The sequence below is a fragment of the Leclercia sp. LSNIH3 genome (assembly GCF_002935105.1).
In the GTDB taxonomy this organism is placed as follows: Bacteria; Pseudomonadota; Gammaproteobacteria; order Enterobacterales; family Enterobacteriaceae; genus Enterobacter; species Enterobacter adecarboxylatus.
This window is the reverse complement of the sequence record NZ_CP026387.1, coordinates 1,379,677-1,400,394: the sequence shown is the minus strand read 5'-3', so window position 1 is coordinate 1,400,394 and position 20,718 is coordinate 1,379,677. Positions and strand designations below refer to the sequence as shown.

The window sequence follows — 20,718 nt, the reverse complement described above, 5'->3', positions numbered from 1 at the left end:
AGCATTAAAGCATCCGCTCCATCCGTTACTTTGCCTGGCGGGAAAAGCAGGCGACAATAGGCTCCTGTTCTATACCGGAGAGAGAAGATGGCGATTTGGGTGGATGCCGATGCGTGTCCGAATGTCATTAAAGAGATCCTGTTTCGTGCCGCCGAGCGCGTACAGATGCCAATGACGCTGGTGGCGAATCAGAACCTGCGTGTGCCGCCGTCCCGCTTTATTCGCACCCTGCGTGTTCCAGCAGGTTTTGATGTGGCCGATAACGAAATTGTGCGCCAGTGCAGCGCCGGAGACCTGGTGATCACCGCCGATATCCCGCTGGCGGCAGAAGTGCTGGAGAAAGGGGCGGCGGCGCTGAACCCGCGCGGGGAACGTTACTCCCCGGCCACCATCCGCGAAAAGCTGACGATGCGCGATTTCATGGATACCCTGCGCGCCAGTGGCGTCCAGACCGGCGGGCCGGACAGTTTGTCTCAGCGCGACAGACAGCTCTTTGCCGCCGAACTCGATAAATGGCTGCTGGAAGTGAAGCGCCGTCAGGGGTAATCATCATAGTGACATAGGCGTCTGCCACTATTACTCCCTTCCGGGGTTGTCAATGGCGGGTGGGTTCAGGTAAGGTGAGCGCACCGTCAGTGCAACTATTTCTTTACAGGATCTTCCCTGACTCTCTATAGCATTGACTGATATGGCATATTAATGCCACGCCTGATGTAATAAATGTTTTACGATTACTTATGTACTAGCTTAATGATATCATGGCACTCTTTTCGACTTCACCCACCGCACGCCTGCGGCCTTAAGGGGAACACCTGGTTATGACCCAGCCTATTTTTTTAATTGGCCCCCGCGGCTGTGGAAAAACGACCGTTGGTCTGGAACTGGCGCGTCTGTGCCAGAGCGATTTTGTTGACACCGACCACTGGTTGCAGACCCATGCCGGTCAGAGCATTGCCGAGATCGTTGAACAAGAAGGGTGGGAGAGTTTCCGCGCCCGCGAGACGGCGACACTCGAGGCGGTGGCGGCGGGTGCTGGCATCATTGCTACCGGTGGCGGCATTATTTTGTCGGCGTATAACCGGCAGTTTATGCGCGAGAAAGGCATCGTCATTTACCTTTGCGCGCCGGTGCCGGTACTGGTGGAGCGCCTCGAAGCCTCCCCGGAAGAGGGCCAGCGCCCAACCCTGACCGGTAAGCCCATCAGCGAAGAGGTGAGTGCCGTGCTGGCAGAGCGCGACGCCCTCTATCGTGAAGCCGCTCATCACGTGGTGGATGCGTCCCTGCCACCGGCCAAAGTAGTGCAAAACATCGTAACCGCACTGCATCTGGCTTGCGCTAGCTAACTGATGTCTATACTGATAGTTCAGCCATGAAAAAAAGGATGAACTATGCCAACCAGACCTCCCTATCCGCGTGAAGCCCGTATTGTTGCCGTTGAGAAAGGCGCGACGGGCCAGACTGTCACCTGGTATCAGCTGCGCGCCGACCACCCGAAACCCGATTCGCTGATCAGCGAGCACGAAACGGAGCAGGAAGCGCAGGATGCCAAAGTGCGATACGAAGACCCTGATAAAGCCTGAACAAAATCTTAAAGCGGAAAAAACGATACCGTAATCACACTATTTAAAAAGCGATAACTTTACTCGGAGGGTAATGTACAGGCTTTACAGACACATCCTGTCAGGCTCGCTGATCTTTACATTCCGGTGCGTTAATCAACTGCTACGCTTTTCAGCACTTTTCTGAACAGCGCACTGTACAGCGAAGCGAGCCTGTCTCTGTGTCCCGGTCGGTAGTAGTTAGTAAGGCGAGAACAATGAAAGCGACGTTGGCGATCCTCACCATTGGGGTAGTCCCGGTAAGCGAAGTGCTCCCGCTCTTAACGGAGCATATTTCTGAGCAACAAATTACACACCACAGTCTACTCGGCACGCTGAGCCGGGAAGAGGTCATGGAAGACTATGCACCTGAAGCGGGCGAGGTGCTTCTGCCGACTCTGCTTAGCGACGGTAAGCTGGGCAACGTCTCGCTTCCAAAGATCGAGCGCGCCCTGCAAAGCGTTATCGAAGTGCTCGATAACCAGGGCTATGAAGTTATTCTGTTAATGAGCACCGCACCCATTACCGGCCTCGTCGCCCGTAATGCGATCCTGCTGGAGCCGATGCGGATCATCCCGCCGCTGGTGGGATCGATCGTCGACAGCCATCAGGTTGGGGTGATCTTGCCGATCGAAGAGCTGCTGGAAACCCAATCGCAGAAGTGGCGCGGGCTGGTCAATACGCCGCTGCTTTCTGTAGCGAATCCGTTCTGGGACAGCGAAACGAAACTGATCGCCGCCGGACGCGATCTGCTGGAGCGCGGCGCAGACGTTCTTATGCTCGACTGCCTTGGTTTCCATCAGCATCACCGGGATTTACTGCAAAAACACCTGGATGTGCCGGTGCTGCTGTCAAACGTGCTGGTCGCCCGCCTGGCCTCGGAATTGCTGGTCTGATGATTTTGCGTGACAGGCATGGAGAGTCGCCCCTATATTGGATTCACATCCAATGACAATAAGGACCCGTCCATGCTTCAGAGTAATGAATACTTTTCCGGTAAAGTGAAGTCCATTGGTTTTACCAGCAGCATTACTGGCCGTGCCAGTGTTGGCGTGATGGCGGAAGGGGAGTATGCCTTCGGTACCGCGCAGCCTGAAGAGATGACCGTGGTCAGCGGCTCGCTGAAAGTGTTATTGCCAGGGGAAACAGAGTGGAAAGTGTATAACCCGGGCGATGTTTTCAATGTACCAGGTCATAGCGAATTCCATCTGCAGGTGGCTGAACCCTCCTCCTATCTGTGTCGTTATCTATAAAAAAAGAGCCGGGTTAACCCGGCTCCGATTTCTGGCGTAAAGCATTAACGCTGTGCTTCGCCGCCTAATCCTTCTACTACGCTCTGAATCAACGCCGCCAGTTCACCCGTCATCAGAATGAAGTCAGCATCAAAACGCTGGGCATAGTCGTCCCGGTCGATATCGTCGTTCTGATCGCGCAGTTCATCGGAGAACTTCAGGCGCTTAATGGAGCCATCGTCACACATCATGAACTGAATGCGTTGCTGCCAGTCGAGCGCCAGCTTGGTCACCAGCTTGCCGGCTTCGATATGCACCGCAATCTCGTCGCTAACCAGCTCCTGCTTCTTGGCGCGGATCACGCCGCCATCTTCAAGGATCGCTTTTAGCTCGGCTTCGTCCAGCAACTGGAAGCCCTGCGGGACGTTGTTGGCTCGCACCCACTCGGTGAGGGTCAGCTCGATTGGGTTTTCCATCGTCAGCGGCACCACCGGCAGAGAACCGAGGCTTTTACGCAGCAAGGCCAGGGTATCTTCCGCTTTTTTAGCGCTGGCGCAGTCGACCATAATCAGGCCGTTAACCGTGTCGATCCACATCATTGTCTGGCTGAAGCGGCTAAAGGCACGCGGCAGCAACGAGTGCAGAACTTCATCTTTCAGCGAATCTTTTTCCGTTTTTTTCAGCTTACGGCCCTGTTCGGCTTCCAGCTTGGAGATTTTGGCTTCCAGCGCCTGTTTCACGACCGGCGTCGGCAGGATCTTCTCTTCCTTACGCGCGCAGATGATGATTTGACCATTGGTGGTGTGGGTCAGCGCATCGCTCTGTGATCCCATAGGCGGAACCCATCCGGTTTTCGCCATGTCCTGGCTACCACACGGGGTAAATGCGTAAAGGTCTAACTGTTTTTCCATCTCGTCGGCGCGCAGCGGCACGTCACGGCTGAGACGGTAAACCATCAAATTTTTGAACCACAGCATGATAATTTCCACGGTCTTGTCGTTTAATTCAGCGGGCATGATAGCGAATTGTCGCATCGCTTGCATTGCTAATCGGGTAGCGGGCTTCTACTCTGTTGATAATCAAAAAAATGAGGAGCGTTCTGTGCGTATAGGTATTGATCTCGGTGGCACTAAAACAGAAGTGATTGCCCTGGGCGAGCAGGGGGAACAGCTGTTCCGCCATCGCCTCCCGACCCCGCGTGACGACTATCGGCAGACCATCGAAACCATCGCCACGCTGGTGGAGATGGCCGAAAAAGCAACCGGTCAGACGGGCACTGTCGGTATGGGCATTCCAGGTTCGATTTCGCCCTATACCGGCGTGGTGAAAAATGCTAACTCGACCTGGCTCAACGGCCAGCCTTTCGACCGCGATTTAAGCCAGCGCCTGAACCGGGAAGTGCGGCTGGCGAATGACGCTAACTGCCTGGCCGTGTCGGAGGCGATCGACGGCGCCGCGGCGGGCGCGCAGACGGTTTTTGCGGTGATCATCGGCACCGGCTGCGGGGCAGGCGTGGCCTTTGGCGGTCGTTCCCATATTGGCGGTAACGGCACCGCAGGCGAGTGGGGCCACAACCCGCTGCCGTGGATGGATGAGGATGAGCTAAAGTACCGTGCCGAAGTGCCGTGCTACTGCGGAAAACAGGGCTGTATCGAGACCTTTATTTCCGGCACCGGCTTTGCTACCGACTATCGTCGTTTAAGCGGCCATCCGCTGAAAGGCAATGAGATCATGCGGCTGGTAGAGGAGCACGATCCGGTGGCGGAACTGGCGCTCAGTCGCTACGAAATGCGGCTGGCAAAATCGCTGGCGCACGTGGTCAATATCCTCGACCCGGATGTGATTGTCCTGGGCGGCGGAATGAGCAACGTGGATCGTTTGTACACCACCGTTCCGCAGCTGGTGAAGCAGTGGGTGTTTGGCGGCGAATGTGAAACGCCGATCCGCAAAGCGGTGCACGGCGACTCCAGCGGCGTGCGCGGCGCGGCGTGGTTGTGGCCGCATTGATATAGTGACGGGTGCGGTCTTTCCCCCTTATCCCTGTGAGAGCGGGTAAAAGGGGTAAAGACCGCACCGACAAATCTCTACTCCACCGCAAACACCTTATCCAGCCTGCTATACCCCAGCCCGTTAATCTTCTTCACCTTGATTTGCACCGGGATGCGCTCTTTCATCGCCTCGACGTGGCTGATCACGCCGATGGTCTTCCCGCTCGCATTCAGCGCATCCAGCGCATCCAGGGCGGTATCCAGCGTTTCGCTGTCCAGCGTGCCGAAGCCCTCATCAAGGAACAACGAGTCAATTTGGGTTTTGTGGCTTACCAGGTCGGAGAGCGCCAGGGCCAGCGCCAGACTCACGAGGAAACTTTCTCCCCCGGAAAGCGTGCGGGTGTCGCGCACGGCATCCGCCTGCCAGGTATCCATCACTTCCAGCTCCAGCGCGTCGCTGGCCTTGCGTTGCAACAGGTAGCGGCCATGCAGGCGGGTCAACTGCTGGTTGGCGAGCCACACCAGATTGTCGAGGGTTAAGCCCTGGGCAAACTTACGGAAGCGATCTCCCTCTCTGGAGCCGATCAGCGCGTTGAGGTAACCCCAGTCATCCGCCAGCCGGGCCGCGGACTCAATTTCCTGCATCAGCGCCTGCTGGTGCATACGGTTATCGCTGTCCTGCTTGAGTTGCTGGCGGATCTCCCCCTGGCGGGTGGTGTTTTCACGCAGCTTCTGCGCAAGCTGCTGTAACTGCGCCTGGAGAACCGGCGCGTCGGCGCTCAGCCCCTCTGGTCGTTGTTCCAGATGTTCGTTCAGCCGCTGGCCTGCCTGCTGGAGCAGCGCCGTGGCCTGCTGGATCTGATTTTCCAGAGTCTGTTTCAACTGCTCGAGACGGTGAAGGGTGCTGTCATCCAGCAGGGCCGCGAGAAACGCGTCGCGATCGCTAAAGACGCTGGCGGCCAGCGCGGCGGCAAACTGCGCCTGAGCGTGCTGCAGACGTTCACTTTCCAGTTTGTGTTGCTGTTGCAGAGTGGCAAGCTGGCTCTGTAGCGAGACACATTCGGTATGGATGTCGCGCCAGTTCGCCGGGATAACGGTTTCTGCTTCATCCGACTCCACTGCCGGCAGGGTCTCCAGCAGCGGTGCCAGCGCAGTGATGCGTTCCCGCAGGGCGCTATGCTCAGATTGCTGTGCCTGCCAGTGCTGCGACTCTTTTTCACGTTCAGCGAGCCAGGCTGACTCCGCACCGTCATCAGGCATCGCCAGCGACATCGCCTGAAGCGAGGTCTCCATGGCGGTGCGCGTTGCCGCCAGCTGCTGGTGATAGCTTTGTTCCTGAGCGTCCTCTTCGCTTAGCTGGTTTTGCAGCGTCAGACGCTGGCTAAGCTGGTAAAGCTGCTGTTCGTACTGCTCCTGCTGATTCAGCCAGGGGGCGATATCGTCCTCAATATTCAGACTCACCGTCAGGGAAGCGCATACCTTCTGCCACTCCTCAGTCAGCACCTGCGCGTCCTGGGCCAGTGTCTGCGCCTCGGCGGTTTCCCGCTGCAGCTGGGTGGTGAGGGCATTCACCTGGCCCAGCACCAGCAGGCCTTCCTCTTTGAGGGCGGCGACCTCTTTTTCCATCGCCTCCCGGCGACGCTGGTTTTCGGTAAGCGCTAAGGCCTGATACTGGGCGATCGCCGGATGTTCGGTGGAGCCGCAGAGCAGGCAGGGTTTGCCGGCCTCGAGTTCAGCCCGATAACTCTCCAGCTTTTTGATCTTCTCTTCCTGCTCGCATAACAGTTTGAGATCAAGGTAGTGCTGATTTTTCTCTTTGTACTGCTGGCGGCGCAGGGTTAGCACGTCGTTCAGTTTTGCCAGCTCAATCTGCGCCTTTTGCACATTTTCGCCATTCTGGCTGAGTCGCTTTTGCAGGGGCTGATAACGGGCGTGCAGGGTGGTCAGACGCTGGCGCGCCGCACGGGACTGGGTTTGTAGCGCCATTTCGGCGGCGACTTGCTCCGCCGTGAGCGTGAGCGTGTTTTCCGGCAAGGCCGCCAGCTTGTGGCGTAATTCCGCGATACGGCGGGTCAGCGTCGCGAGCTGCGTTTTATCGCGATTCAGCTGGGCAAAGTGCGCCCGCCAGCCCGCCATCTCCTGACCCCACTGACGGAAGCGGTCGTGGTCGGTCAGCCACTGCGTCAGAGTGGTGAACTCGGTTTGCAGTTGCTCGCGCGCCCGCAACGCCCCGTTGCGGATCCTGGCGCGCAGCGCCTCGCTGGACTGTAAGCGAGTGTTCACATCCAGCATCTGCTGTTCTGTTTGTGCCAGGCGGGCGGTCTGCTCATGCTGCCGCTCCCACTGCGGGCGCAGCAGCGCGGCAGGTTGGGCCAGATGCAGCTTTTCCAGCTCGGGAGTCGCATCGGTCAGGGCCTGCTGCGCCTGCTGCTGCGCGGCCATCGCCTGCTGCTGCTCGCGCAATAACTCATCGTGGCGGGTCAGCCAGTGATAATCTTTCTGCTGCGCCTGCTGTTGGGCCAGGAGCTGATGTTCTTCGTCAGTAAGTACCTGCAAACCTTGCTGAAGCTGCTGTTGTTGCTCCTCGCTGAGTAACACCACCCCGGCGGCCTGGGCTTCACGCCGCTCCAGTTCGCTGCGGGCCGCTTTATGTTTTTCAAACACCATCGCCGAGATCTGGCCGTAAATTTCGGTGCCGGTCAGCTCCTCCAGCAGCTCGGCGCGCTCTTTTGGCCGGGCGTTGAGGAAGGCGGCGAACTGCCCCTGGGATAACAGCATCGAGCGGGTAAAGCGGTCGTAGTCCAGGCCGGTCAGGGAGGCGACAAGCTCCAGTTTATCCTTCACTTTATCCGCGAGGATTTTGCCATCTTCGCACTGGGCCAGCTCCACACGCGGGGCCTGGAGGTTGCCGTCCGGCTGATTGCGCGCCCGGTTCTGGCTCCAGAAAGCGCGATAGGCTACCCCTTTGACTTCAAACTCCACCTCTGCCAGACACTCGGCGGTATCGCGGGTCATCAGATCGTTTTGCGATTGTGAAACCGTATTCAGGCGCGGCGTCTCGTGGTACAGCGCCAGACAGATGGCATCCAGCAGGGTGGTTTTCCCGGCCCCTGTGGGGCCGGTGATGGCAAACAGGCCGTTGCTGAGGAATGGCTCGGCGGTAAAGTCGATTTTCCATTCGCCCTTGAGTGAGTTGAGGTTTTTCAGGCGCAGGCTGAGAATTTTCATGCGTTGTCCTCCTCGTTATCCAGGGCATGCAGGGCATGGCTGAACAGCTCGTTTAACCTTGCCCGCTGTGCGTCGTCCAGGGTCTCCTGCGCCAGGCGGCGCTCAAAGACCTCCTCCACCCGCAGCTCACTGAGGGTTTCACGCAGGCTGTTGGCGAGGAGTTTCTCGCGCAGCTCGCGACTGCGCCGCACCAGTAGCACCTCCACCGGCAGATCGTCCGTCAGGTGCTGAATTTTACGCTGCATGTCGTGCAGATACTCCTCGGTGGCAATTTCGATATCCAGCCAGACGGGAGGCGTCTGCTTCACGCCGCGCCACTGCTCCAGCTGGGCAGCAATGGCCGCCAGATCGCCCTTCAGTACCGCCAGCGGCTGGGTAATGGGCACGTCAAGGGATTCGACGGCGCTGAGCTTGCCGTGGTCGAAGCTCACCAGATGCACGCATTTGCTTTTGCCGGTTTCATCGAAGCTGAGGGGAATAGGGGAGCCGCAATAACGAATATGCTCGCAGCCGCCAATCTTCTGTGCGCGGTGGATGTGGCCCAGCGCAATATAGTCGGCCGCCGGGAAGTGCTGCGCGGGGAAGGCATCCAGCGTCCCGATGTAGATGTCACGTACCGCGTCACTTTTACTGGCACCTACGGTGGTAAGATGCCCGGTGGCAATGATCGGCAGGACGCTGTCGCCGCGCAGCTGGCAGGCGGCGGTATATTGATCGGCGTAATAATGGGTGATAGCCGTTAACAGCTGCTGCTGTTTCTCGATTCCTGAAAGACCCGCCTGGCTTTTCATCACGTCGCGAGGGCGTAAGAACGGAATAGGGCATAGCACCGCCCCTGGTGTACCGTCACGCTTGCGCAGAATTTGTGGCCCATGTCCGGCGCTGGCGACCACGGTCGTGTTGAGAAAGGCCAGGATTTCACGGGATTCATTCAGCGTGGCCACGGAATCATGGTTACCGGCCACAATCACCAGATGGCACCCGGTCTTTTGCAGGTTCACCACGAAACGGTTATACAGCTCTCGCGCATAGCTCGGCGGCGATCCGGTATCAAAAATGTCACCGGCCACGAGAATGGCGTCCACCTGGTGTGTTTGCGCCATCTCAAGCAGCCAGCTGAGGAAGGCTTCATGTTCGGCGGCGCGGCTTTTACTGTAGAAGTTCTGTCCCAGATGCCAGTCCGAGGTGTGAAGTATGCGCATAACAGATCCGTGGCAAAAAAATGTAAGCGGGATTATAAACATTCAGGGGAAGGAAGATAACCGCTACAATCAGGGCGACCAGAAAACAACGGTTTGCCTTTATTGGTGGGCGTCTTTTTCATAAATCTGTCATAAATCTGACGCATAATGACGCCGTATTACAAACATGTAACCTAAATAAGACAGGGCTAAGTATGGCGAGACGTATTCTGGTCGTAGAAGATGAAGCACCCATTCGTGAAATGGTCTGTTTCGTGCTCGAACAAAATGGCTTTCAACCGGTAGAAGCCGAAGATTACGACAGCGCAGTAAATCAGCTCAACGAACCCTGGCCCGATCTGATCCTGCTCGACTGGATGTTGCCCGGCGGCTCTGGTCTGCAATTCATTAAACATATCAAACGCGAAGCCTTAACCCGCGATATCCCGGTGATGATGTTGACCGCCCGTGGCGAAGAGGAAGATCGCGTTCGCGGCCTGGAGACCGGCGCGGATGACTACATCACCAAACCTTTCTCCCCGAAAGAGCTGGTGGCGCGTATCAAGGCGGTCATGCGCCGTATTTCACCGATGGCGGTCGAAGAGGTGATTGAGATGCAGGGTCTGAGCCTGGATCCCACCTCGCACCGCGTCATGACCGGTGAAAATCCCCTCGATATGGGGCCGACAGAATTCAAACTGCTGCACTTCTTTATGACCCACCCGGAACGCGTATATAGCCGCGAGCAGCTGCTTAATAATGTCTGGGGCACGAACGTCTATGTTGAAGACCGGACGGTGGATGTTCATATTCGTCGTTTGCGTAAGGCGCTGGAAACCAGCGGTCACGATCGTATGGTACAGACCGTCCGCGGCACGGGTTATCGTTTCTCCACCCGTTTCTGAACAATCACAGGAGTGTGACGCGTGCTGGAACGTCTGTCATGGAAAAGGCTCTGTTTTGAACTGGTACTTTGCTGTATTCCGGCCCTGATCCTCGGGGCTGTTTTCGGTTATTTACCCTGGTTTTTGCTGGCGGCAATCACCGGATTGCTGATCTGGCACTTCTGGAATCTGCTCCGCCTGTCATGGTGGCTGTGGGTAGACAGAAGCATGACCCCTCCGCCGGGAAGCGGTAGCTGGGAACCTCTGCTGTATGGTCTGCACCAGATGCAGATGCGTAATAAAAAGCGCCGACGCGAGCTGGGCAATCTGATCAAGCGCTTTCGCAGCGGCGCGGAATCCCTGCCGGATGCGGTGGTGCTCACCACCGAAGAAGGGGCAATGTTCTGGTGTAACGGACTGGCGCAACAGCTATTGGGCCTGCGCTGGCCAGACGATAATGGACAGAACATCCTCAACCTGCTGCGTTACCCCGAGTTTGCCCAGTATCTGAAAAAACGCGATTTTACCCGCCCACATAATCTGGTGATGAACAATGGTCGTCATCTGGAGATCCGCGTGATGTCCTACAGCGACAAGCAGTGGCTGATGGTGGCACGCGACGTGACGCAAATGCACCAGCTGGAAGGGGCGCGGCGCAACTTCTTCGCCAACGTTAGCCATGAATTACGCACCCCACTGACGGTGTTGCAGGGCTATCTGGAGATGATGCAGGAGCAGACTCTGGAGGGCGCGCCGCGGGAAAAAGCGTTGCAGACCATGCGCGAGCAGACGCAACGGATGGAAGGGCTGGTCAAGCAGTTGCTGACCCTTTCCCGTATTGAGGCCGCACCAACCCTGGCGCTCAATGAAACTATCGACGTGCCGATGATGTTGCGGATGTTAGAGCGAGAGGCGCAAACCCTAAGCCAGCAGCAGCATCAGCTCACCTTCGAGGTGGATAACACTCTCAAAGTGCGCGGCAGTACCGATGAGATGCGCAGCGCCATCTCCAACCTGGTCTATAACGCGGTGAATCACACGCCGGCAGGCACTCACATTACCGTGCGCTGGCAGCATGTGCCTACGGGGGCGGAGTTCAGCGTCGAGGATGACGGCCCTGGCATTGGCCCGGAGCATATTCCTCGTCTGACCGAGCGTTTTTATCGGGTGGATAAAGCCCGTTCCCGCCAGACGGGCGGCAGTGGGCTGGGGCTGGCTATCGTTAAACATGCCATCAATCACCACGACAGCCGTCTCGATATTGTCAGCACGCCGGGCAAAAGCACGCGTTTTAGCTTCGTGATCCCGGAACGTTTGATTGCCAGTAACAGCGCCTGACGCCCCGACTGTAATCAGATATTGCCACAGGCCAGCGTAAGCTGGCCTGTTTGCTTTGCAGTCAACCGAAGCGCGAATAAATTTTATACGCCTGATGCTTTTTTGTTCGCATGATTAGCCATGGGTTTTTCTTATAAATGGTGTAATGTTCCAGGTGTTAATTTCAAGCTGGCATATTGTTCTGGTTTTGCGATCCCATATTGCCTTTAAACGTTATAAGCGTTTAAATTGCCGTCCTGATATTGTCGGACAGACTGTATTTGCGTGGTAAATCGAAAAATTATTCCTGACCACGGCAGCAGGGGAGCATTTCCCGCTGAAATTGCACATTTTTTCCGCTGTTTTATTCCGCATGGGATAGCGAAAAATTCAACGTTTTCAACACCACATCCACAGGCAGTAAGGTTTTATGACCCATCAACTGAAATCGCGCGATATCATCGCACTGGGCTTTATGACATTTGCGCTGTTCGTTGGCGCAGGCAACATCATCTTCCCACCCATGGTTGGCCTGCAGGCAGGTGAACACGTCTGGACTGCAGCGATCGGCTTTCTGATCACCGCTGTGGGCCTGCCGGTATTGACCGTCGTGGCGCTGGCGAAAGTCGGCGGCGGCGTCGATAGCCTCAGTGCACCGATTGGCAAAGTGGCTGGCGTGATGCTGGCCGTGGTCTGCTACCTGGCGATCGGTCCGCTGTTCGCGACCCCTCGCACCGCGACCGTCTCCTTCGAAGTGGGGATCGCCCCGCTGACCGGTGACGGCCCGCTGCCGCTGTTTATCTACAGCCTGGTCTACTTCGCTATCGTGATCCTGGTGTCGCTCTATCCTGGCAAGCTGCTGGATACCGTGGGCAACTTCCTGGCCCCGATGAAGATTCTGGCGCTGCTGGTACTTGCGATTGCGGCAATTATCTGGCCTGCAGGCCCGCTGAGTTCGGCCACTGAAGCGTATCAAAACGCAGCCTTCTCTAACGGTTTTGTGAATGGTTACCTGACCATGGATACGCTGGGTGCGATGGCGTTCGGTATCGTGATCGTTAACGCTGCGCGTTCCCGTGGCGTGACCGAAGCGCGTCTGCTGACCCGTTACACCGTCTGGGCTGGCCTGATGGCGGGCGCGGGTCTGGCACTGCTCTATCTGGCGCTGTTCCGTCTGGGTTCCGACAGCAGCGTGCTGGTTGACCAGGGCGCGAACGGTGCGGCCATTCTGCATGCCTACGTGCAGCATACCTTTGGCGGCGCGGGCAGCACGATGCTGGCTATCCTGATCTTCCTGGCCTGTCTGGTGACTGCGGTTGGCCTGACCTGTGCCTGTGCGGAGTTCTTTGCGCAGTACGTTCCGCTCTCTTATCGTACGCTGGTGTTTATCCTTGGCGGCTTCTCGATGGCGGTGTCGAACCTGGGTCTGAGCCACCTTATTCAGGTCTCCATTCCGGTGCTGACCACCATCTACCCGCCGTGCATCGTGCTGGTGGTGTTGAGCTTCACCCGCGGCTGGTGGAATAATTCCACACGAATTATCGCCCCGGCCATGTTTATCAGCCTGCTTTTTGGTATGCTTGACGGGATTAAGGCATCGGCAATCAGCGCCATGCTGCCCGCCTGGACACAGCGTCTGCCGCTGTCTGAACAAGGTCTGGCCTGGCTGATGCCTACCGTTGTTGCACTGGTACTGGCTATTATCTGGGATCGTGCTGCAGGGCGCCAGGTTACATCGAACGCGCACTAATCAACGGCTGAATGTTAAACCACGGGGCGTAATGCCCCGTGGTTTTTTGTTTTTTTTAGTCTGAATGGCATGACAACAAATGGAAAGCACTAACAAACTCAAGCGTGGATTAAGCGCCCGCCATATCCGCTTTATGGCGCTGGGTTCTGCAATCGGCACCGGTCTTTTTTATGGCTCGGCAGATGCCATCAAAATGGCCGGTCCCAGCGTTCTGCTGGCCTATCTTATCGGCGGTGTTGCCGCCTACATCATTATGCGTGCGCTGGGGGAAATGTCCGTTCATAACCCGTCGGCCAGCTCCTTCTCCCGCTATGCCCAGGAAAACTTAGGCCCGCTCGCCGGGTATATCACCGGCTGGACCTACTGCTTCGAAATCCTGATTGTGGCCATTGCCGATGTCACGGCTTTCGGCATTTACATGGGCGTCTGGTTCCCGACAGTGCCACACTGGGTTTGGGTCCTTAGCGTGGTGCTGATCATCTGCGCCATCAACCTGATGAGCGTGAAGGTGTTCGGCGAGCTGGAGTTCTGGTTCTCCTTCTTTAAAGTCGCCACCATCATCATCATGATTGCCGCCGGTATTGGCATTATCATCTGGGGGATTGGCAACGGCGGACAACCGACCGGGATACACAATCTCTGGAGTAACGGCGGCTTCTTCAGCAACGGCTGGATCGGCATGGTGATGTCGCTGCAGATGGTGATGTTCGCCTACGGTGGGATTGAAATCATCGGCATTACCGCTGGTGAAGCGAAAGATCCTGAGAAGTCTATCCCGCGCGCCATCAACTCGGTGCCGATGCGTATTCTGGTCTTCTACGTGGGCACGCTGTTTGTGATCATGTCTATCTACCCGTGGAACCAGGTTGGCACCAACGGTAGCCCGTTCGTACTCACTTTCCAGCATCTGGGGATCACCTTTGCCGCCAGCATACTTAACTTTGTGGTGCTGACTGCGTCCCTCTCCGCCATTAACGCCGACGTCTTTGGCGTGGGGCGTATGCTGCACGGCATGGCAGAGCAGGGGAGTGCGCCTAAGGCCTTCGCCAAAACCTCCAGCCGCGGCACGCCGTGGGTGACGGTGCTGGTGATGACCGTTGCGCTGCTGCTGTCGGTCTATCTGAACTACATCATGCCGGAGAACGTCTTCCTGGTGATCGCCTCGCTGGCGACCTTCGCCACCGTCTGGGTGTGGATCATGATTCTGATGTCGCAGATTGGCTTCCGTCGTCGTCTGTCGCCTGAAGAGGTGAAAGCGCTGAAGTTTAAAGTGCCGGGCGGCGTGGCAAGCACCGTCGCTGGCCTGATCTTCCTGGTCTTTATTATCGGCCTCATTGGTTACCACCCGGAAACCCGCATCTCGTTGTATGTTGGCTTCGCGTGGATTGCCTTGCTGCTGGTGGGCTGGGTGTTCAAACGCCGCCGCGAGCGTCAGTTAGCAGAAGTGCAGTAATCAGAATGCCCGGCAAACGCCGGGCATTTTTCTCCTCCCCCTTTCTCCTCCCCCAATAAACCGCTTCGCGATGAGTGAACATCAACTACCCTGTGGCAAGGTGACCTCATTTCTGGGATAGGGGATAAGAGATGTTGAATGCATGGCACCTGCCGGTTGCCCCATTTGTTAAGCAAAACAACGATAAACTTGTCATTACGCTGTGGCTGACGGGTGAGCAGCTGCCTGAGCGGGTCACGCTGCGCGCTGAATTCGATAATGAAGAGACCTCGCTGCCGATGCATAAGGTGCGCAGCCAGCCGCAACCCGGCGTGACCGCCTGGCGCGCGACCATTGACGCAGCGAAAGGGCAGCCGCGGCACCGCTACAGCTTTAAAATGCTCTGGCATAACCGTCAGCTTTGGTTTACCCCACAAGGGTTCAGCCGCTTTCCACCCGCCCGGCTGGAGCAGTTCGCCGTCGATTATCCTGATGCCGGGCCCGAGTGGGTGGTTGAGCAGGTCTTCTATCAGATTTTCCCGGACCGCTTTGCCCGCAGCCAGCAACGCAACCCGGAAAGGGATAAAACCTACTATCACCACGCCGCCGGTCACGAGACGATCTTCCATGAATGGGATGAGCCGGTCACTGCCCAGGCAGGTGGCTCCACCTTTTACGGCGGCGATCTCGACGGCATTAGCGAGAAGCTGCCGTATCTAAAAAAACTGGGTGTCACGGCGCTGTACCTTAACCCGGTGTTTGTTGCCCCCAGCGTGCATAAGTACGACACCGAAGATTATCGCCACGTGGATGCGCAGTTTGGCGGCGACGAGGCCCTGTTACGCCTGCGGGAAAATACCCACCGGGAAGGGATGCGCCTGATCCTGGACGGCGTGTTTAACCACAGCGGTGATTCTCACGCCTGGTTCGACCGCCACAACCGGGGAACAGGCGGTGCCTGCCATAACCCGGACTCGCCCCAGCGGGCCTGGTACAGCTTTGATGAAGAAGGCCGCGCCCTCGATTGGCTGGGCTACGCCAGCTTACCGAAGCTGGATTACCAGTCACCCACGCTGGTGGAGGAGATCTACGGCGGCGAAGACAGTATTGTTCGTCACTGGCTAAAAGCCCCGTGGAATATGGACGGCTGGCGGCTGGATGTGGTGCATATGCTTGGCGAGGCGGGCGGAGCGCGGAACAACCTGCAACATGTGGCCGGGATCACCCGTTCCGCGAAGCAGGCCCGGCCCGATGCCTTCGTCTTTGGCGAGCACTTTGGCGATGCCCGCCAGTGGTTGCAGAACGATGCGGAAGATTCAGCAATGAACTACCGCGGCTTCACCTTCCCGCTGTGGGGCTTCCTCGCCAATACCGATATCTCCTACGATCCGCAGCTGATCGACGCGGAAACCTGCATGAAGTGGATGGATAACTACCGCGCCAGCCTGTCGCATCAGCAGCAGCTCCGCATGTTCAACCAGCTCGACAGCCATGACACCGCGCGCTTTAAGTCGCTGCTCGGCAAAGACGTGGCGCGCCTGCCGCTGGCGGTCACCTGGCTGTTTACCTGGCCGGGCGTACCCTGCATTTACTACGGGGATGAGGTGGGGCTGGATGGCAATAACGATCCCTTCTGCCGCAAGACCTTCCCGTGGGAGGCTGAAAAACAGGATCCGGCGCTGTTCACGCTTTATCAGCGGCTGATTAAACTGCGTAAACAGAGCCAGGCGCTGCGCTATGGCGGCTGCCAGGTCGTCTACGCTCACGACAATGTGGTGGTGTTTATGCGTCTCTACAACCAGCAGCGGGTGCTGGTGGCTATTAACCGGGGCGATGCCTGTGAGGTGGTAATAGACGATTCGCCGCTACTTAACGTAAAACAGTGGCAACTGAAAGAGGGGAAAGGCGTGGCGCAGGAGGGTGTGCTCTCTCTGCCAGCGATCTCGGCTTCCGTCTGGTTCGGGCATTAATCTTCGCTGCCGGGCGGCACTGCGTATCATTCAGGCCCGGCAAGCGTAGCGCCTACGGGCATGATAATCGCCATAAAAAAGGCCCGCATCTGCGGGCCTTTTCGTAAACCGTGCCGATTACAGGCTGGATACGTTTTCGGTCAGGTATTTCGCAACGCCTGCTGGAGACGCGGCCATACCTTCTTTACCTTTTTCCCACTGAGCCGGGCACACTTCACCGTGCTCTTCGTGGAACTGCAGCGCGTCAACCATACGCAGCATTTCATCGATGTTACGACCCAGTGGCAGATCGTTCACAACCTGGTGACGCACGATACCGTTAGCGTCGATCAGGAAGGAACCACGCAGGGCAACGCCCGCATCCGGGTGCTCGATACCGTAAGCCTGCTGGATTTCGCGTTTGATATCCGCAACCATCGCGTATTTCACTGGACCGATGCCGCCATTGTCGACAGGGGTGTTACGCCATGCGTTGTGGACAAACTCAGAGTCGAAGGAGACGCCAACCACTTCCACGCCACGCTTCTGGAATTCTTCATAACGCTTGTCGAAAGCAATCAGCTCAGACGGGCAAACGAAGGTGAAGTCCATTGGCCAGAAGAACAGAACGGTGGCTTTACCGTTGGTATGCTGTTTGAAGTTGAAGTTTTCAACGATTTCACCGCTGCCCAGTACAGCTGCTGCTGTAAAATCCGGGGCCGGACGAGTTACCAGAACCATATGATTCTCCTGTGATTACTAAGGTTATTTGGAACGCAACGCGGCCCAGTATAGAGAGTCCTCGCGCGAAAGACAAAGAGGCGCTGACAATCGTTAACCCAGCTTTTACCTATCAATCACATTCACATTAAAGCAGATTATATTTCGCCTGCTCCATCATGCGCGGGTAGAACTGCCAGAAACGTATTTCAAGTGCATCGTAATGGGCATCCAGATCCTGCCAGGAGTCGCGCAGGGCGTCGAGACGAGGACGGCGGCTGGCCATCCCATTCAGTACCCGCTGAATAAAGTCCATATCGCTATAGCGTTCGAGCCAGCGCTCTGACCACAGGTAATCATTCAGATTCACAAAGCGCGGCGGCGAGTCCGGGAGGATGATTGCCACCTGGGCGTGGGCATAGCGGACGAATTCCGGCAGCGGCATGTCGGGAGAGAGCTGTTCCCAGTGGCGAGAGACGAAGTGATCCCACATGACATCGAGCGTAATAGGGGCGACCCGGCGAGTTTCCGGGCGGAACCACTCTTTTGCTTCTTTTACTTCAGGCAGGTTGTCGGTCATGACGTCAATCCGGCGGTGCATAAAAATGCCTTCCACCACGTCAGGGGGGTAATCCTCGGCGGGATTGCCACGCACAAAATCGGCCAACAGATTGCCGGAAAGAGAGCTGTCAGCGAGATGGGCGAGGTGCAGGTGAGCGAGAAAATTCATGCGATTCGTTATCCGGTGTCGGCTAGTTGTTGCAGCAAAGAGGTGTGAGCACTAGACTAAGCCGCCTGTTTTTAAGTCACGAGTATATGCCATGCGCGTCGCCGATTTCTCCTTTGAATTACCCGAGTCCCTTATTGCCCACTATCCTATGCCTGAGCGCAGTAGCTGCCGCTTATTGTCGCTGGATGGGCCGACGGGTGCGCTGACGCACGGGACTTTCACCGACCTGCTCGACAAGCTTAATCCGGGCGACCTGCTGGTGTTCAACAACACTCGCGTCATTCCGGCCCGTCTGTTTGGCCGCAAAGCCAGCGGCGGTAAGATCGAAGTGCTGGTCGAAAGAATGCTCGATGATAAACGTATTCTGGCACATATTCGCGCCTCTAAAGCGCCAAAGCCGGGGGCGGAACTGCTGCTGGGCGATGACGAGAGCATCAACGCCACCATGGTGGCGCGCCATGACGCGCTGTTTGAAGTGCAGTTTAACGATGAGCGTCCGGTACTGGATATCCTCAACAGCATCGGCCATATGCCGCTGCCGCCGTATATTGACCGCCCGGATGAAGACGCTGACCGCGAACTGTATCAGACCGTCTACAGCCAGAAGCCGGGTGCCGTCGCTGCCCCGACCGCGGGCCTGCATTTTGACGATCCGCTGCTGGCAAAACTGCGCGAGAAAGGCGTGGAGTTGGCTTTTGTCACCCTGCACGTGGGCGCGGGCACCTTCCAGCCGGTGCGGGTAGACAGCATTGAAGATCACATCATGCACTCCGAATATGCCGAAGTGCCGCAGGACGTCGTGGATGCGGTTCTGGCAGCGAAAGCGCGCGGTAACCGCGTCATTGCCGTCGGCACTACCTCGGTTCGTTCGCTGGAAAGCGCTGCCCAGGCCGCCAAAAACGATCTGATTGAGCCGTTCTTCGGCGACACACAAATCTTCATCTACCCGGGTTATCAATATCAGGTAATCGATGCGCTGGTGACCAACTTCCACCTGCCGGAGTCGACGCTGATTATGCTGGTGTCGGCATTTGCGGGTTATCAAAACACCATGAATGCCTACAAGGCTGCGGTAGAACAAAAATATCGGTTTTTTAGCTACGGTGACGCGATGTTTATCACGTACAATCCGCAAGCTTTGAATGAACGTGTCGGGGAATAACTCTCCGGTACCAGAATAATGTGTCGGACTGTTTTTCTGGCACAGAGGAATGAAAATGAAATTTGAACTTGATACCACTGATGGTCGCGCGCGCCGTGGCCGTCTGGTGTTCGATCGTGGCGTAGTAGAAACGCCAGCCTTCATGCCTGTTGGCACCTACGGCACCGTAAAAGGGATGACGCCGGAAGAAGTTGAAGCCACGGGCGCGCAAATTATCCTCGGTAACACTTTCCACCTGTGGCTGCGCCCGGGCCAGGAAGTGATGAAGCTGCACGGCGATCTGCACGATTTTATGCAGTGGAAAGGCCCAATCCTCACCGACTCCGGCGGTTTCCAGGTCTTCAGCCTCGGTGACATCCGCAAGATCACTGAAAAAGGCGTTCATTTCCGTAACCCTATCAACGGCGACCCGATCTTCCTCGATCCGGAAAAATCAATGGAGATTCAGTACGATCTCGGCTCCGATATCGTGATGATCTTCGACGAATGTACCCCATACCCGGCCGACTGGGATTACGCTAAACGCTCCATGGAGATGTCGCTGCGTTGGGCGAAGCGCAGTCGCGACCGTTTTGACGGCCTTGGCAACAAAAATGCGCTGTTTGGCATTATTCAGGGAAGCGTTTACGAAGATTTACGCGATATCTCGGTTAAAGGTCTGGTAGAGATAGGTTTTGATGGCTACGCTGTCGGCGGTCTGGCTGTAGGGGAGCCGAAGGAAGATATGCACCGTATTCTGGAGCATGTTTGCCCGCAAATTCCAGCAGATAAGCCTCGATACCTGATGGGCGTCGGTAAGCCAGAAGATCTGGTCGAAGGCGTGCGTCGCGGCATTGATATGTTCGACTGCGTTATGCCGACCCGTAACGCCCGTAATGGTCACCTGTTCGTGACCGACGGCGTGGTAAAAATCCGTAATGCGAAGCATAAAAGCGACACCAGCACGCTCGATGCCGAGTGCGATTGCTATACCTGTCGCAATTATTCTCGTGCCTATTTGCATCATCTTGATCGTTGTAATGAAATACTGGGCGCGCGTCTCAACACGATTCATAACCTTCGCTATTACCAGCGCTTAATGGCTGGTTTACGCAAGGCTATCGAAGAGGGTAAATTAGAGAGCTTCGTGACCGATTTTTACCAACGACAGGGTCGGGAAGTCCCACCTTTGAACGTTGATTAATTTATTTAATGAGGGAATTTTAATGAGCTTTTTTATTTCTGATGCGGTAGCGGCAACAGGTGCACCGGCGCAGGGCAGCCCGATGTCTCTGATTCTGATGCTGGTGGTGTTCGGTCTGATCTTCTATTTCATGATCCTGCGTCCACAGCAGAAGCGCACCAAAGAGCACAAAAAGCTGATGGACTCCATCGCTAAAGGTGATGAAGTGCTGACTAACGGTGGTCTGGTTGGTCGTGTGAGCAAAGTTGCAGATAACGGCTACATCGTTATCGCGCTGAACGATACCACTGAAGTAGTGATCAAACGTGACTTCGTCGCTGCCGTTCTGCCGAAAGGCACCATGAAAGCGCTGTAATTAACTTTT

At 56.6% G+C, this 20,718-nt stretch carries 19 protein-coding genes; 14 read left to right on the top strand and 5 right to left on the bottom strand.

The features are described 5' to 3' along the window. Window positions 1–87 precede the first annotated feature (87 nt). The 5 genes from C3F35_RS06810 to ppnP all read left to right on the top strand — a co-directional run bounded on the left by C3F35_RS06810 (window position 88) and on the right by ppnP (window position 2,851). Window positions 88–546, top strand: a complete 459-nt coding sequence (locus C3F35_RS06810) for a YaiI/YqxD family protein (RefSeq protein WP_032616782.1) — start codon at window positions 88–90, stop codon at window positions 544–546. A gap of 272 nt (window positions 547–818) precedes the next feature. Then, window positions 819–1,343: a shikimate kinase AroL gene (aroL, locus tag C3F35_RS06805; RefSeq protein WP_103791821.1), complete on the top strand. Its 525-nt coding sequence runs from the start codon at window positions 819–821 to the stop codon at window positions 1,341–1,343. A gap of 45 nt (window positions 1,344–1,388) precedes the next feature. Further along, the gene (gene yaiA / locus C3F35_RS06800; RefSeq protein ID WP_032616784.1) at window positions 1,389–1,580 is read left to right on the top strand and encodes a protein YaiA; all 192 of its coding nucleotides are present in this window, start codon (window positions 1,389–1,391) and stop codon (window positions 1,578–1,580) included. 236 nt (window positions 1,581–1,816) lie between these two features. Continuing rightward, window positions 1,817–2,494, top strand: a complete 678-nt coding sequence (locus tag C3F35_RS06795; RefSeq protein WP_103791822.1) for an AroM family protein — start codon at window positions 1,817–1,819, stop codon at window positions 2,492–2,494. A 72-nt stretch (window positions 2,495–2,566) separates the two neighbouring features. Beyond that, window positions 2,567–2,851 (top strand): pyrimidine/purine nucleoside phosphorylase, encoded by a 285-nt coding sequence (ppnP, locus tag C3F35_RS06790; RefSeq protein ID WP_032616787.1) that lies wholly within the window; start codon window positions 2,567–2,569, stop codon window positions 2,849–2,851. Window positions 2,852–2,895: 44 nt separating this feature from the next. Here ppnP and rdgC read toward each other — a convergent pair whose 3' ends face one another. Further along, complete coding sequence (gene rdgC, locus C3F35_RS06785; protein ID WP_032616807.1) at window positions 2,896–3,807, bottom strand: recombination-associated protein RdgC; 912 nt, start codon at window positions 3,805–3,807, stop codon at window positions 2,896–2,898. A 124-nt stretch (window positions 3,808–3,931) separates the two neighbouring features. Here rdgC and mak point away from each other — a divergent pair, with 124 nt between their 5' ends. Further along, the gene (gene mak / locus C3F35_RS06780) at window positions 3,932–4,837 is read left to right on the top strand and encodes a fructokinase (RefSeq protein WP_059308622.1); all 906 of its coding nucleotides are present in this window, start codon (window positions 3,932–3,934) and stop codon (window positions 4,835–4,837) included. 77 nt (window positions 4,838–4,914) lie between these two features. Here the strand turns inward: mak and sbcC are convergent, their stop codons facing one another. Continuing rightward, window positions 4,915–8,046 carry an exonuclease subunit SbcC gene (sbcC, locus tag C3F35_RS06775; RefSeq protein ID WP_103791823.1) on the bottom strand — a complete coding sequence of 1,044 codons (3,132 nt, stop codon included), beginning with the start codon at window positions 8,044–8,046 and terminating at the stop codon, window positions 4,915–4,917. Further along, a complete protein-coding gene (gene sbcD, locus C3F35_RS06770) occupies window positions 8,043–9,248 on the bottom strand; it encodes an exonuclease subunit SbcD (protein WP_032616790.1) in 1,206 nt (401 codons plus the stop codon). The genes sbcC and sbcD overlap by 4 nt, the downstream gene beginning before the upstream one ends. 194 nt (window positions 9,249–9,442) lie before the next feature. On the opposite strand from sbcD, the gene phoB reads away from it, so the two are divergent. The 5 genes from phoB to malZ all read left to right on the top strand — a co-directional run bounded on the left by phoB (window position 9,443) and on the right by malZ (window position 16,580). Beyond that, a complete protein-coding gene (phoB, locus tag C3F35_RS06765; protein ID WP_032616792.1) occupies window positions 9,443–10,132 on the top strand; it encodes a phosphate response regulator transcription factor PhoB in 690 nt (229 codons plus the stop codon). Window positions 10,133–10,153: 21 nt separating this feature from the next. Beyond that, window positions 10,154–11,449 (top strand): phosphate regulon sensor histidine kinase PhoR, encoded by a 1,296-nt coding sequence (gene phoR / locus C3F35_RS06760; RefSeq protein WP_032616793.1) that lies wholly within the window; start codon window positions 10,154–10,156, stop codon window positions 11,447–11,449. Window positions 11,450–11,858: 409 nt separating this feature from the next. Next, a complete protein-coding gene (gene brnQ / locus C3F35_RS06755) occupies window positions 11,859–13,178 on the top strand; it encodes a branched-chain amino acid transporter carrier protein BrnQ (protein WP_103791824.1) in 1,320 nt (439 codons plus the stop codon). 79 nt (window positions 13,179–13,257) lie between these two features. Next, entirely contained in the window at window positions 13,258–14,631 is a 1,374-nt protein-coding gene (gene proY, locus C3F35_RS06750; RefSeq protein ID WP_077227004.1) for a proline-specific permease ProY, read from the top strand. A 131-nt stretch (window positions 14,632–14,762) separates the two neighbouring features. After that, window positions 14,763–16,580, top strand: a complete 1,818-nt coding sequence (malZ, locus tag C3F35_RS06745) for a maltodextrin glucosidase (protein WP_103791825.1) — start codon at window positions 14,763–14,765, stop codon at window positions 16,578–16,580. Between the two features lie 117 nt (window positions 16,581–16,697). Here the strand turns inward: malZ and C3F35_RS06740 are convergent, their stop codons facing one another. Then, entirely contained in the window at window positions 16,698–17,300 is a 603-nt protein-coding gene (locus tag C3F35_RS06740) for a peroxiredoxin C (RefSeq protein WP_032616797.1), read from the bottom strand. Between the two features lie 127 nt (window positions 17,301–17,427). Beyond that, window positions 17,428–18,009: an ACP phosphodiesterase gene (acpH, locus tag C3F35_RS06735; protein ID WP_103791826.1), complete on the bottom strand. Its 582-nt coding sequence runs from the start codon at window positions 18,007–18,009 to the stop codon at window positions 17,428–17,430. 91 nt (window positions 18,010–18,100) lie between these two features. On the opposite strand from acpH, the gene queA reads away from it, so the two are divergent. The 3 genes from queA to yajC are packed head-to-tail and all read left to right on the top strand — an operon-like array spanning window position 18,101 to window position 20,709. Further along, window positions 18,101–19,171, top strand: coding sequence for a tRNA preQ1(34) S-adenosylmethionine ribosyltransferase-isomerase QueA (gene queA, locus C3F35_RS06730; RefSeq protein WP_032616799.1), 1,071 nt, complete (start codon window positions 18,101–18,103; stop codon window positions 19,169–19,171). 55 nt (window positions 19,172–19,226) lie between these two features. Further along, window positions 19,227–20,354 carry a tRNA guanosine(34) transglycosylase Tgt gene (gene tgt / locus C3F35_RS06725; RefSeq protein WP_103791827.1) on the top strand — a complete coding sequence of 376 codons (1,128 nt, stop codon included), beginning with the start codon at window positions 19,227–19,229 and terminating at the stop codon, window positions 20,352–20,354. Window positions 20,355–20,376: 22 nt separating this feature from the next. Next, complete coding sequence (yajC, locus tag C3F35_RS06720) at window positions 20,377–20,709, top strand: preprotein translocase subunit YajC (RefSeq protein WP_032616800.1); 333 nt, start codon at window positions 20,377–20,379, stop codon at window positions 20,707–20,709. Window positions 20,710–20,718: the final 9 nt, after the last annotated feature.

What these genes read in the sequence shown, in the direction of transcription:
- rdgC (WP_032616807.1), bottom strand. Translation starts at nt 3,807, where the DNA reads ATGCTGTGGTTCAAAAATTTGATGGTTTACCGTCTCAGCCGTGACGTG.
- C3F35_RS06795 (WP_103791822.1), top strand. Translation starts at nt 1,817, where the DNA reads ATGAAAGCGACGTTGGCGATCCTCACCATTGGGGTAGTCCCGGTAAGC.
- yaiA (WP_032616784.1), top strand. Translation starts at nt 1,389, where the DNA reads ATGCCAACCAGACCTCCCTATCCGCGTGAAGCCCGTATTGTTGCCGTT.
- sbcD (WP_032616790.1), bottom strand. Translation starts at nt 9,248, where the DNA reads ATGCGCATACTTCACACCTCGGACTGGCATCTGGGACAGAACTTCTAC.
- malZ (WP_103791825.1), top strand. Translation starts at nt 14,763, where the DNA reads ATGTTGAATGCATGGCACCTGCCGGTTGCCCCATTTGTTAAGCAAAAC.
- aroL (WP_103791821.1), top strand. Translation starts at nt 819, where the DNA reads ATGACCCAGCCTATTTTTTTAATTGGCCCCCGCGGCTGTGGAAAAACG.
- brnQ (WP_103791824.1), top strand. Translation starts at nt 11,859, where the DNA reads ATGACCCATCAACTGAAATCGCGCGATATCATCGCACTGGGCTTTATG.
- yajC (WP_032616800.1), top strand. Translation starts at nt 20,377, where the DNA reads ATGAGCTTTTTTATTTCTGATGCGGTAGCGGCAACAGGTGCACCGGCG.
- C3F35_RS06740 (WP_032616797.1), bottom strand. Translation starts at nt 17,300, where the DNA reads ATGGTTCTGGTAACTCGTCCGGCCCCGGATTTTACAGCAGCAGCTGTA.
- ppnP (WP_032616787.1), top strand. Translation starts at nt 2,567, where the DNA reads ATGCTTCAGAGTAATGAATACTTTTCCGGTAAAGTGAAGTCCATTGGT.
- C3F35_RS06810 (WP_032616782.1), top strand. Translation starts at nt 88, where the DNA reads ATGGCGATTTGGGTGGATGCCGATGCGTGTCCGAATGTCATTAAAGAG.
- phoB (WP_032616792.1), top strand. Translation starts at nt 9,443, where the DNA reads ATGGCGAGACGTATTCTGGTCGTAGAAGATGAAGCACCCATTCGTGAA.
- queA (WP_032616799.1), top strand. Translation starts at nt 18,101, where the DNA reads ATGCGCGTCGCCGATTTCTCCTTTGAATTACCCGAGTCCCTTATTGCC.
- sbcC (WP_103791823.1), bottom strand. Translation starts at nt 8,046, where the DNA reads ATGAAAATTCTCAGCCTGCGCCTGAAAAACCTCAACTCACTCAAGGGC.
- tgt (WP_103791827.1), top strand. Translation starts at nt 19,227, where the DNA reads ATGAAATTTGAACTTGATACCACTGATGGTCGCGCGCGCCGTGGCCGT.
- proY (WP_077227004.1), top strand. Translation starts at nt 13,258, where the DNA reads ATGGAAAGCACTAACAAACTCAAGCGTGGATTAAGCGCCCGCCATATC.
- acpH (WP_103791826.1), bottom strand. Translation starts at nt 18,009, where the DNA reads ATGAATTTTCTCGCTCACCTGCACCTCGCCCATCTCGCTGACAGCTCT.